This is a genomic window from Brevundimonas sp. (assembly GCF_036963785.1).
In the GTDB taxonomy this organism is placed as follows: Bacteria; Pseudomonadota; Alphaproteobacteria; order Caulobacterales; family Caulobacteraceae; genus Brevundimonas.
Genome location: NZ_JBALUS010000007.1, coordinates 46454 through 58132 on the forward strand (window position 1 = coordinate 46454; position 11679 = coordinate 58132).

Here is an 11679-nt window from a genome sequence, read left to right on the forward strand (position 1 = left end):
GCCATGCGCGCCGGCACCAGTCTGATCGCCATACTGGCCCTGTCGGGGTTGGCGGCGCCTGCGGCCCTGGCCCAGGCCGCCGCGCCAGTGGCCGTGGCGGAGCCCGCCATCGCTGTCTCGTCCGGTCCCGAGGCCGTGTCGGTGGTCATCTATCGCGACCGGCCGGTGAACACGGTCGAGCTGATGCGCCAATCGCAGCAAAGCTGGAGGCGACTGGACCGCGAGGGTCTGGCCCTGATCGTCGAGACCCGCACGGTCGACCTGCCCGCGGGCGAGGCCGTAATCCGCTTCGAGGGCGTGGCGGGCGGCATTGTCGGCCAAAGCGCGGTACTGGAGGGCCTGCCGGCCGGGGTGATCGAGCGGAACACCGACTTCGATCTGCTGACGCCCGGCTCCCTGTTCGAGCGGTCGATCGGAGAGACGGTGCGGGTGGTGCGGATCAACCCCGTGACGGGCCGGTCAGAGGAACGGGTTGCGGTCATCCGGGCGGGGGCCAATGGTCCGGTCCTGGAGGTCGACGGCGGCTTTGAGGCCCTCAGCTGTTCCGGCCTGACCCAGCGCGTGGTGTTCGACCGTGTGCCCGAGGGGCTGAGCGACCAGCCCAGCCTGTCGGTGCGGACGCGCGCGGGCGAGGCGGGCCGCTATACGGTGACCCTGGCCTATCTGGCGACCGGGCTGCAGTGGTCCAGCGACTATGTGGCCGAGCTGGCGCCGGACGGGCGCTCCATGACCCTGACGGGCTGGCTGACCCTGGCCAATTTCGGCAGCACGGGATTCGTCGATGCCCCGGTCCAGGCTGTGGCCGGCAATCTGAGGACCGAGTCGGGCACCGTCCCGGTCGATGCGGTGCGACTGCCGCGCCGCGCCGGGTGCTGGCCGCAGGATACGACGACCGAGGGCGAGATGCCGGATTTCTATGGCGCTGAGGATATCGTCGTCGCCGGCTACCGCGCGCGCGCGGGCGCGCCCCCTCCGCCAGCTCCCCCGCCTCCCCCTCCGCCACCGCCTCCTCCTCCGCCGATGGCCGAGCAGGGCGAACTGGGTGACTACAAAATCTACACCCTCCCGGAGCGCACGACGGTCGCGGCCCGCCAGACCAAGCAGGTGCGGTTCCTCGAGCGTCGGGACGTGCCGGTCGAGCGGATCTACCGGATACGGGTCTCTGCGCGCGCCGACGGGCCGGCATTGAACGGCCCCTTTGACACCGAGATCATCCTGAAGCTGGACAACGACCCGGGGTCGGCGCTCGGCGTGGCCTTGCCCGGAGGCACCTGGAGCCTGCGCCAGCAGCAAGAGGGCGGGGCGGCTTTCTTCAGCGGGGAGGCCCGCAGCACGGACCGCCCGGTGGGCCTGCCGGTTGAATTGCGGATCGGCCGGTCACCCAACGTCCGGGCGACCATTCGCACCACCGATTATCGATCCAGCGTGGCCGACGATATCACGACCACCCTCGTCACTGTCGAGGTGGTTGTGAGCAATGCGGGCCGCGACCCGGCCACGGTCGAGATCATTCCCCAGGACTATTACCTTCCGGGTTTCCTGATCACGGACGAGAGCCGCGCCGGCGCCGTCAGCGAAAACGGCTATCCGGCATGGACCGTGGCCCTGGCGCCGGGGGGCAACGAGACCCTGACCTACACCTACCGGATCCGGTACTGAGCCCTAGTCGCCGTTCTGCGCGGCCTGACGGGGGCTGAATTTGGGCGCGGGGGCGAGACGCAGGACTTCGCCCTGATAGCGCTCGTCCTGACCGGTCAGAAGGAAGGGCAGGGCGTCGGCGCAGGCGTTCAGCAGGGCATCCCGCCACGGATATTCCGCCTTGTGGAAATCACCCAGTACATGAGGCATGACCAGTTGCGGCTGGCCCGGGTGGCCGATGCCCAGACGCGCCCGGCGGAAGTCGGCGCCCAGATGAGCGATCAACGAGCGGATGCCGTTCTGACCCGCAGCCCCGCCGCCGGTCTTCATGCGAAACCGCCCGGGAGCCAGATCGATCTCGTCGTGAAAGACGACAATGTCACCGGGCGGCACCTTGAAGAAGCGTGCGGCCTCACCGACCGCGCGACCGCTTTCGTTCATATAGGTCTGGGGCTTCATCAGAAGGATCTTGTGGCCCTCGACCTCGCCGTCGCGCACGACGGACTGGAATTTGGCCCGTTCGGGACCGAAGCGCCAACGGTCGGCGATCACATCGACCGCCATGAAGCCGATGTTGTGCCGGTTGTTCTGATACTTCGGCCCGGGGTTGCCCAGGCCCGCCAGGATGATCATGGGCAGGGTCCAAAACGGTCGCGGCCCACTCCCTGAAGGGAATGGGCCGCGGGGTCAAATCATGCCGTGAAGCAGGGAGAGGATCAGCTCTCCGGGGTCTCTTCGGCAGCAGCTTCGCCGTCTTCGCCCTGGGCGGTGGCGGGCACTTCGTCGGCGGCCACTTCAGCTTCGGCCTCGGCGGCGGCTTCATCCGCAGCCTCGTCGGCGGCGTCAGCCTTGGCAGCGGACGAGATCTTGATGGCCGCAACCATGAAGTCGCGGTCGCCGATCGCGGGCTCGACGCCCTTGGGCAGCTTGATGTCCGAGATACGGATGGTGTCGCCCATCTTGTGGCCGGCCAGGTCGACGACCAGTTCCTCGGGGATGTGGTCGGCGCGGACCGAAATCTCGACGGTGTGGCGAACGATTTCCAGCGAGCCACCCTGACGGAAGGCGGCGCATTCGTCGTGGTTGATGAAGTGCACCGGGACTTCGATCTTGATCACCTGCTTTTCTTCGACGCGCATCAGGTCGAAGTGCATCGGACGATCCGACACGGGGTCGAACTGCACGTCCTTGGCGATAACCGGCTGGGTTTCCTTGCCGTACTTCAGGGTCACCAGGTGGCCCAGCAGCTTGCCGGTGTACAGGTTCTTGCGGAAGTCCTTCTCGTTGACCGAGATGGCCACCGGGGCCTTGTCGCCACCGTACAGCACGCCGGGAACGGCGCCCGCACGACGGGCAGCGCGGGCGCTGCCGGTACCGACGCCGTCACGGACGTCAACGTTCAGAATGATCTCGGCCATCGGGCTCGCCTCAATAACGCACGCCGCGCTTCCAAAGACAGCGCGCAGCGGGGATTGCATCCCTCGAATTCAAGAGCGCGGGCTATTACACGGATGCGACCCGGCGTGCAACCGGCTTTGCATCCAATACAGCAACCCGCGTAGGTGCCTCAGGGGCGACCGGGTGACGGCGCCTGGGACTGGGCCGTGTCCGCTGCGGCTGCAGCGGTCGCGGCGGGCGCATCCGATACGGATGCATCCTCAAGGGCAAAGGCTGTGGTCGGAACCATGACCGGCATCGGCCCCATGCTCTGGGCGGCGCAGGTCGCCAGATCGCTGACGATGTGCTGCCCGATGCAGAAGATGTCCTCATAGTGAGGCCGCGAGGCGGCCAGGCACTGGAACAGGTTCAGCTTGGACATGTTGAGGCAGAATTCGTTTCCGGTCTCGACGACCAGCGCCTCGGTATAGGTCCGGAAGTCGTCGCCCCCGGCCCCCAACGCAGCCAGCGCCGCGATGGCCAGCGAATTGATCACCGGCTGGGTATAGGGCGGCTGAAGCTTGATCGGTGCCAGTTCAAGGCCGGACCCCGCGTGGGCCGCTGTGAACAACAGGCTGGCGTCCTCGGCGGAGGGCAGCATGACAACGGCCGAGTTGGCCTTGGCGGCGTCCAGACGGGCCTGACGCTCGTCAATCGGCCGGATGGCCCAGCGGCGCCGGGGGTCGTCGCGCCCCTGGATCGTATAGGCATCTTCCTTGATGGCTTCGGCAATCGTCGACAGGGCGGCAATGTCCTCGCCCAGGGTGCTGACGATCAGACCGGCCGCAGCGTCAGCGCCCGGCAGGGTCGCGGCGTAGGCCGGGTCCTGGATGATGCGATTGATGACTTCCTCTCGCTGCACGGGGTCGGCGGCGTACTGGCGCACGCCGGCCACGAACTCGGGCGACTGCAGCGCCAGGACGGCGCCATAGGCGATCATGCCGCGTGAGAGCTGGGCCGGCTCATAGGCCGAGCCCTTGCGAATGGCATTCTGGATCGACTCGGCATCGGGGAAACCGGCCTCGATCGTGCCGACCTCGCGGATGAAGGCCACATAGATGGAGGCGGCCTCGGACACACCCTGATTGAGGGCCAGGGCCGGAGGCGGCGGGGGAGGCGGCGGCGGCGGGGGCGGCGGTTCCGGCTCGGTCGCGGCACAGGCGGCGACCATGGCCAGGGCGGCCAGGGTGCCGCCCTTCAGGCCGAGGGACAGGGCGGTGGTGGACCGAAGAACTCGGGTCATCGACAGGGCTTCCCCACTGAATACTCGGGCGACGCAGACGAAAGCGTCGCGATCCGGGCTCTTATAACGCGGGATGAAGCGTTTTCCGACCGTTAATCGAACAGCTTGGAGACGGACTCCTCGTTGGCGATTCGGCGGATCGCCTCGCCTATCAGGGGAGCGACCGACACGGTGCGGATCTTCTTGCACGTGGCCACTTCGTGCGGCTGTTCGATTGAATCGGTGATCACCAGTTCCTTCAGCGGGCCGTCGTTGACGCGGCTGACGGCGGGCCCGGACAGCACGCCGTGGCTGATGTAGGCCGAGACTTCGGTGGCGCCCTGGTCGATCAGGGCCTTGGCGGCATTCACCAGGGTGCCGCCCGAGTCGACGATGTCGTCGAACAGGATACAGCGGCGCCCCTGCACATCACCGATGATGTTCATGACTTCGCTCTCGCCGGCCCTGGCCCGGCGCTTGTCGACGATGGCCAGGTCAGCGTTGAGGCGGCTGGCCAGTGACCGGGCACGCACCACACCGCCGACATCGGGCGAGACGATCATCAGATCATCGCCGCGCGGATAGTTCTCCCGAATGTCCTGCGCCAGCACGGGCGTGGCGACCAGATTATCGGTCGGAATGTCGAAAAAGCCCTGAATCTGGCCGGCGTGCAGGTCCATGGTCAGCACCCGGTGGGCCCCGGCCCGCGTGATCATATTGGCCACCAGCTTGGCGGAGATCGGCGTGCGTCCGCCGGTCTTCCGGTCCTGCCGGGCGTAGCCGAAATAGGGCATGACGGCCGTGATCCGTTTCGCCGACGCCCGGATCAGGGCATCGGTCATGATCAGCAGCTCCATCAGATTGTCATTGGCCGGATAGCTGGTCGACTGGATGACAAAGACATCCTCGCCGCGCACATTTTCCTCGATGACGGCAAACACCTCGTTGTCCGCAAAGCGTTTCACGTCGGCGCGGGTCAGCGGCATATCGAGGTGATCGGCTATGGCGCGGGCCAGCGTTCGGTTGGCATTGCCGGATAGCAGCTTCATGGCCCGTCATCCTTTCGCCCTCATCGGACCGCCAATAGGGAGAGGAAGCGTCCGGGGTGTGGGCGCTTCTTAACAGCGGGGCGTCAGGCATCAAGCCGCTTCACGAGCATTCCGGATCAAATCCGACATTGGTCTGCACGTGATTGGCGCTTGGGTTTCGCTGGTGTAGAGATCGCTTCGTCTCCCGGATGGCCCGCTGCGGCGCGCCTTCCGGCCGGTAATCATGGGGTCGCAATCAGTGCCTGTTTCCAAATTCCGTTCCGGTCTGATCCTGTCAGCGGTTGTTGTCTTCTCGCTGACAGTGGCAGCCTGCAACAATGGTCGGGAGCGGCCGAAGCTGGCCTATGAAGAGCGCCCGGTCGAGCTGCTGTACAACACCGGCTACGAGCGGCTGGAGCGCAAGCGCTGGCGCGACGCCATCGACTACTTCCAGGAAGTGGAACGTCAGCACCCCTATTCCGAGTGGGCGCGGCATTCGATCCTGATGCAGATCTACGCCTATTATCAGAACAACAGCTATGCCGAGGCCATCGCCGCCTCGGACCGCTTCATCCAGCTGTTCCCCGGCAATCCCTCGGCGGCCTATGCCTATTATATGAAGGCGATCTGCTTCTTTGAGCAGATCACCGACGTGGGCCGGGACCAGGGCTATGCCGAGAATGCCCTGGCGGCGCTGCGCGAGGTCGCCCGCCGTTATCCGGACACGGCCTATGCCTCTGATGCCCTGGTCAAGATCGACATGGTCAACGACCAGCTGGCCGGCAAGGAAATGGAAATCGGCCGCTACTATCAGCGCGCCAACCAGCCGCTGGCGGCGATGAACCGCTATCGCACCGTCGTCGAGAACGAAGAGTTCCAGCGTACCTCGCATGCCCCCGAGGCCCTCTATCGTCTGGTCGAGGTCAGCCTGGTGCTGGGCCTGAAGGACGAGGCTATCCGCAATGGCGCGGTTCTGGGCCACAACTTCCCGGGCAGCCCCTGGTACAGCGAGGCTTATGCCCTGCTGACCGATCAGGGCGAGCGTCCGGACGTCGAACCTGAGGCCCGCCGCGAAGGCTGGCTCAGCCGGATCATCCCGGGCTGAGTTCGGGGCTGAATTCGGGACCAAACACGGAACAGCGCATCGTCAGGACGCAGCCCGGCGCTATGATCGGCCCCATGTCGAATCATTCCGACCGCCAGACAGGCCGCCCTCCATGCTGACCGCCCTGTCGATTCGCGACATCGTGCTGGTCGACCGGCTGGACCTTGAGGTCGGCTCCGGCCTGACCGTGCTGACCGGCGAGACCGGGGCGGGCAAGTCGATCATCCTCGACGCTCTGGGTCTGGCGCTGGGCGCCCGATCCGACGCCGGACTGGTGCGTTCCGGTGCGGCCCAGGCCGTGGCCACCGCCACCTTCGACACGCCTGCGGATGCCGACTGGCTGGCCGAGGCGCGTGACAAAGGGCTGGAGGTTGAGCCGGGCGAGGAGCTGATCCTGCGCCGGGTGCTGGGGGCGGACGGCCGCAGCCGCGCCTTCATCAATGATCAGGCCGTCGGGGTGAATGCGCTGAGGGCGCTGGCGCAGGGACTGGTCGAGGTGCATGGCCAGCATGAGACGGTCGGCCTGCTGGATGCGCGGACCCATCCCGGCGCGCTGGACGGCTATGGCGGTCTGCACGACGACGTCGCGGCTGTGGCGCGGGCGCATGAAGCCCGGCGCGAAGCCCAGCAGCGGCTGGATAGCCTTAGGGCGGAAGCCAGCACAGCCGCCGCCCGGGCCGAAGAACTGACCCTTGCGCTCGAGGAACTGGACGCTCTGGACCCCCGGGCGGGCGAAGAGGCCGAGCTGGCGGGCGAGCGGGCACTGCTGGGAGCTGCGGAAAAGGCGCTGGCTGATCTGTCCGAGGCGCGGGACTCGCTGGGCGGCGACAAGCTGTCACAACGACTTTCGGCGGCCCTCAGGGCTGTGGAGCATGCACGGGGCCGGGCGCTGCAGGCCGTGCGGCTTGAGGCGGAAAATCAGGGCACAGCCTCGGAAGCGTCCGGGCACGACCACCCGGTCGTCCTGCGCCTCGCGGCTGCGGCCGAGGCGATTGACCGCACCCTCGTCGAGGCCATGGAGGCGGTCGCCCAGCTGGATCAGGCCGCCGATGCGCTGGATGTCGAGCCGGGACGTCTGGACAAGGCCGAGGAGCGCTTGTTCGCCCTGCGCGCCGCCGCCCGCAAACTGAACACCACGGTCGAGGAGCTGCCGCGCCTGCGTATCCGCCTGCGCGAGCAGCTGCGCCTGATTGAGGACGGGGCGGAAGCGCTGACCGCCGCGGAACGGACGCTGACCGCCGCGCGCGCGGCCTATGATGCAGCCGCCGCCACCCTTTCGTCGCGCCGGGCCGAGGCTGGCAACCGTCTGGCCCAGGCTGTGGCCGGGGAACTGGGCCCACTGAAGCTGGACCGGGCCCGCTTTCGGGTGGCGCTGGAGCCTCTGCCCGAGGAACGCCGCGGCGCGCGGGGGGCCGAGACTGTAAGGTTTGAAATCTCGACCAATCCGGGTCAGCCGTTCGGCCCGCTGGACACCGTGGCCTCGGGCGGGGAGCTGGCGCGGTTTGCTCTGGCGATGAAGGCAGCACTGGCGGCCCGTCCCGAGCAGGTCCAGCCCGTGATGATCTTTGACGAAGTGGATCAGGGCGTAGGGGGCGCTGTCGCCGAAGCCGTAGGCCGCCGCCTGCAGCGACTGGCCAGCGGCGGTCAGGTGCTGGTCGTCACCCACAGCCCCCAGGTCGCGGCACGCGGTCACACCCACTGGAAGGTGCGCAAGGGCGACCGCGACGGTGCCACCTTTACCACGGTCGAGGTACTGGATGCCGCCCAGCGGGACGAGGAGATCGCCCGCATGCTGTCGGGTGCCGTGGTCACGGACGAGGCCCGCGCCGCCGCCCGCGCCCTGATCGAGCACCCCGACAGGTGACGCATCGCCACAGGGGGCTTTGCGTGCGAATTTTCCCTGTATTTTCGGGGCTTGAGCCCGGGGTCAGGACGCCTTGACCTGACGCCCGACCGCCTATAGGTTCCGCGCCGAATTCAGACCCCCTCCGGCACCCGTCGGAGCGCTGAGGCCGCTCATGTCACTGCCCCCGGAATCGCGTGAAGAGGCGATCGCTCGTCTCACCAGAAGCGCATCCGATCTGGAGGCGAGGACGACGCGCGAAGTCGGCGATCATGGCGTCCAGGCTGCCGCTGCCAGCAAGGCGTGGCGTATCCTGGCCGAACTGTTCGGCGGCGTCTTTGCGGGCCTCGCCGGGGGTTTTGTATTTGACCGGTTCTTCGGAACCGTGCCGTGGGGCCTGATTGTCGGCGTGCTTTCGGGCTTCGCCGTATCGGTCTGGATGGCGCGTCGGACGGCGAATCGCCTGATGGCAGAAGCAAGATTGGAAGGGGAGCCGAAGTCGGTTCCCTTCGACGAAGACGAGTAAGACCAAGGGACGTTAGGGCTAGATGGCCGATCCGATTCATCAGTTTGAGATCGTCAAGATCGTCGACCTGCCCGACGTGACCGTTCCGGGTCTGGGCGTGATTGACCTTGCCATCACCAATTCGCACGTCGCGATGACGATTGCCTTTGCCGTGATCGTGTTGTTCCTCAACATGGTGACCGCGCGGGCCTCGGTCGTCCCCGGTCGACTTCAGGCCACGGGCGAGACCCTGTTCGGCATGATCGACGGCCTGACCGACTCGATCATCGGTCATGAAGGCCGCAAGTATTTCCCGTTCGTGTTCACGATCTTCACCCTGATCCTCGCCATGAACCTGCTCGGCATGTTCCTGACTTTCACGGCGACTGCGCAGCTCGCAGTGACGGCGACGTTTGCCATGCTGACGTTCGGCCTGGTGCTGATCATCGGCTTTGCCAAGAACGGGTTCCGCTTCTTCCTGCTGTTCTGGCCGACGGGCGCTCCGCTGGTCATGCGACCGATCGTCGGCTTCATCGAGTTCATCGCCTTCATGCTGCGCCCCCTGACCTTGGCCCTGCGTCTGTTCGGCAACATGCTGGGCGGCCACGTAGCCCTGAAGGTCTTTGCCGGGTTCGTCGTGTCCCTCGGCGCACTGGCCGCCGGCGGCGGCTTTGGCCTGCTGGGCCTGCCCGCTGCGGGCCTGTCGCTCGGCATGGTGCTGGGACTGACCGCTCTGGAATTCCTCGTGGCCTTCCTTCAGGCCTTCGTTTTCGCCGTTTTGACCTGCATCTACCTGAATGATGTGGTCAATCTGGATCATGCCCACTAGGCCGGATCCGTCCCTTACCTCTCAACCAACCCAGACTAGGACTAGAGACCATGGAAGTAGAAGCCGCCAAGGCCATCGGTGCCGGCCTCGCCACCCTCGGAATGATCGGCGCCGGTATCGGCGTGGGCAACATCTTCGGCAACTTCCTGGCGGGCGCCCTGCGCAACCCGTCGGCCGCCGGCGCCCAGATCGGCAACCTGTTCGTGGGCGCGGCGCTTGCCGAAGCCCTGGGCATCCTGGCCTTCGTGCTTGGCCTGCTGATCTACTTCGTTTGATCGAACCTCCGAAGGCAGCCCCCTCGTCTCGAGGGCGCTGCCTTCGCCTGAATTGCAGACAGACGAGTTCATGAGCACCGCCGTTCAATCCGACGTTCCAGGCCCCGTGGAAGCTTCCGCAGGGGTCGGCGCGACCTACACCACCACCGCCGAGCCCGCGCACGGGCCGGAGGAAGGCGGAGGTCTGCCCCAGTTCGAGTTCCAGCACTGGGGCGGTCAGATCATTTATCTGCTGTTCCTCTTTGCCCTGCTCTATCTGCTGATCGCCAAGGTGTTTGCGCCCCGCATGCGGCGTGTCTTCGACGAGCGGTCTTCGACGATCTCCGGAGCGATCGAAGCGGCTCGCCAGGTGCAGGCTGAAGCGGCCGGCCAGGCCGAGGCCGCCAAGGCTGAAGTGGCGGAGGCCCGGTCGGCCTCGCGCGCCACGGCGGCTGCCGCCAAGGCGCGGGTCACTGATGAGGCCAACCGTCGCGCTGCGGCCGAGGAAGCTGTGGTGAACGCCCGTATCGCCGAGGCTGAGGCTGTGATCGCCAAGACCCGGGACGCCGCCATGACCAACGTCTCGGCGATCGCGTCTGACACTGCCGCTGCTGTGGTGGAGCGCCTGACCGGCACCCGCCTTACCGCTGCCGAAGCCGCCTCTGTGAAAGGCGCCTGATATGCTGTTTTTCGATCCCCACCTGTATGACCTTTCGAATGCCGAGCTGTGGGTGGCCGCGGGCCTGCTGCTGTTCTTCGGCATCCTGATCTTCACCGGCGCCTTCAAAATGGTCGGTGCGGCTCTGGACGACAAGGCCAACAAGATCCAGTCGGAGCTCGACGAGGCGGCCCGCCTGCGCGCCGAGGCCGAGGCCCTGCTGGCGCAAATCAAGCTTGAGAAGGCGGAGGCGGAGGCCCAGGCGGCCGACATGCTGAAAGCCGCCGAGGCCGATGCGCGTCGTCTGGAAGAGGACGCCAAGGTCAAGCTGGAAGAGGCTCTGGCCCGTCGTCAGACGCTGGCCGAACGTCGCATCGCCCAGGCCGAGGCCCAGGCCACGGCCGAGGTCAAGGCTGCGGCCGCCGAGCTGGCCATCAAGGCTGCGGAAGACATTCTGGCGGCCCGTCTGGCCTCGCAGAAGCGCGACCCGCTGGTCGATGACGCGATCGCCCAGATGGGCACCCGCCTGAACTAGGCGGCGACCTCAGCACCGAACGACATCGGCCCCGGAGTGATCCTCCGGGGCCGTTTCGCATTTCAGCCTAGTGCGCCAGATGAACGTGGTCGCGGACCCGTGCCTGCCGCCAGGCCTTGCCGACCAGTCGGGCATAGACATTGCCCATCACTGCGCCAAAGACGACGTGCGTGAGCACCAGCCATGCGACGGTGAAGAAGCCGGCGCGCATGCCGAACATGCCGATGCCCATCAGCGGAGCGATCGTCAGCCCCATCACCAGGAAGGCCCCGACGGCAAAGACCACGCCCTTGGTTTCAGGCATCTCGGTCGGCATCCGGGGGCACAGAATGCCGAACAGGGGCCCAAGGATCAGCGTGCCAAACAGCAAGTGTCCGGCCCAACCGATCCATGGAATGGACTCGGTTCCGAGCATCACCGTAACAAGTCGGGGAAAGCCCGCGACCCAGGGACCGGCCCACAACTGAGCCGCCTCAAGTGCTGCAACAGCAAGTGCCGCCACAAATCCGGCGATCATACCTTTGTAAACGCGTGACATCATGACCAATGCGCCTCCCAACGCTTGTTTTGGGTTCTGATTACGCATCCTCATCATACGCGCATCAGGGGAGGTCGTGTTCACAAT

12 protein-coding genes and 1 pseudogene are annotated in these 11679 nt (G+C 66.4%); 8 read left to right on the forward strand and 5 right to left on the reverse strand.

Going from position 1 to position 11679, the window contains the following annotated elements; genetic code table 11:
* The first annotated feature begins 3 nt into the window (after positions 1 to 3).
* On the forward strand, positions 4 to 1659 hold the full coding sequence (locus tag V7672_RS13640; protein WP_335625123.1) for a DUF4139 domain-containing protein: 1656 nt from the start codon (positions 4 to 6) through the stop codon (positions 1657 to 1659).
* Between the two features lie 3 nt (positions 1660 to 1662).
* Here V7672_RS13640 and pth read toward each other — a convergent pair whose 3' ends face one another.
* The 4 genes and pseudogenes from pth to V7672_RS13660 form a co-directional block, all read right to left on the reverse strand.
* On the reverse strand, positions 1663 to 2271 hold the full coding sequence (pth, locus tag V7672_RS13645) for an aminoacyl-tRNA hydrolase (protein WP_335625124.1): 609 nt from the start codon (positions 2269 to 2271) through the stop codon (positions 1663 to 1665).
* 170 nt (positions 2272 to 2441) lie between these two features.
* A pseudogene (locus V7672_RS13650) lies at positions 2442 to 3056 on the reverse strand (50S ribosomal protein L25/general stress protein Ctc); the annotation flags it as partial.
* A 149-nt stretch (positions 3057 to 3205) separates the two neighbouring features.
* A complete protein-coding gene (locus V7672_RS13655; RefSeq protein WP_335625125.1) occupies positions 3206 to 4318 on the reverse strand; it encodes a hypothetical protein in 1113 nt (370 codons plus the stop codon).
* 92 nt (positions 4319 to 4410) lie between these two features.
* Positions 4411 to 5346 carry a ribose-phosphate pyrophosphokinase gene (locus V7672_RS13660; RefSeq protein WP_335625126.1) on the reverse strand — a complete coding sequence of 312 codons (936 nt, stop codon included), beginning with the start codon at positions 5344 to 5346 and terminating at the stop codon, positions 4411 to 4413.
* Positions 5347 to 5569: 223 nt separating this feature from the next.
* On the opposite strand from V7672_RS13660, the gene V7672_RS13665 reads away from it, so the two are divergent.
* The 7 genes from V7672_RS13665 to V7672_RS13695 all read left to right on the forward strand — a co-directional run bounded on the left by V7672_RS13665 (position 5570) and on the right by V7672_RS13695 (position 11054).
* Complete coding sequence (locus V7672_RS13665) at positions 5570 to 6430, forward strand: outer membrane protein assembly factor BamD (RefSeq protein ID WP_335625127.1); 861 nt, start codon at positions 5570 to 5572, stop codon at positions 6428 to 6430.
* Positions 6431 to 6542: 112 nt separating this feature from the next.
* Positions 6543 to 8294 (forward strand): DNA repair protein RecN, encoded by a 1752-nt coding sequence (recN, locus tag V7672_RS13670; protein WP_335625128.1) that lies wholly within the window; start codon positions 6543 to 6545, stop codon positions 8292 to 8294.
* A 154-nt stretch (positions 8295 to 8448) separates the two neighbouring features.
* Positions 8449 to 8799 (forward strand): AtpZ/AtpI family protein, encoded by a 351-nt coding sequence (locus V7672_RS13675; RefSeq protein ID WP_335625129.1) that lies wholly within the window; start codon positions 8449 to 8451, stop codon positions 8797 to 8799.
* 22 nt (positions 8800 to 8821) lie between these two features.
* Positions 8822 to 9607 carry a F0F1 ATP synthase subunit A gene (locus V7672_RS13680; RefSeq protein ID WP_335625130.1) on the forward strand — a complete coding sequence of 262 codons (786 nt, stop codon included), beginning with the start codon at positions 8822 to 8824 and terminating at the stop codon, positions 9605 to 9607.
* 50 nt (positions 9608 to 9657) lie between these two features.
* Positions 9658 to 9882, forward strand: coding sequence for a F0F1 ATP synthase subunit C (locus V7672_RS13685; protein WP_335625131.1), 225 nt, complete (start codon positions 9658 to 9660; stop codon positions 9880 to 9882).
* A 70-nt stretch (positions 9883 to 9952) separates the two neighbouring features.
* The gene (locus tag V7672_RS13690) at positions 9953 to 10540 is read left to right on the forward strand and encodes a F0F1 ATP synthase subunit B family protein (protein ID WP_335625132.1); all 588 of its coding nucleotides are present in this window, start codon (positions 9953 to 9955) and stop codon (positions 10538 to 10540) included.
* A gap of 1 nt (position 10541) precedes the next feature.
* Positions 10542 to 11054, forward strand: a complete 513-nt coding sequence (locus tag V7672_RS13695; protein WP_335625133.1) for a F0F1 ATP synthase subunit B — start codon at positions 10542 to 10544, stop codon at positions 11052 to 11054.
* 67 nt (positions 11055 to 11121) lie between these two features.
* Here V7672_RS13695 and V7672_RS13700 read toward each other — a convergent pair whose 3' ends face one another.
* On the reverse strand, positions 11122 to 11640 hold the full coding sequence (locus V7672_RS13700; protein ID WP_335625134.1) for a DUF6789 family protein: 519 nt from the start codon (positions 11638 to 11640) through the stop codon (positions 11122 to 11124).
* Positions 11641 to 11679 lie beyond the last annotated feature (39 nt).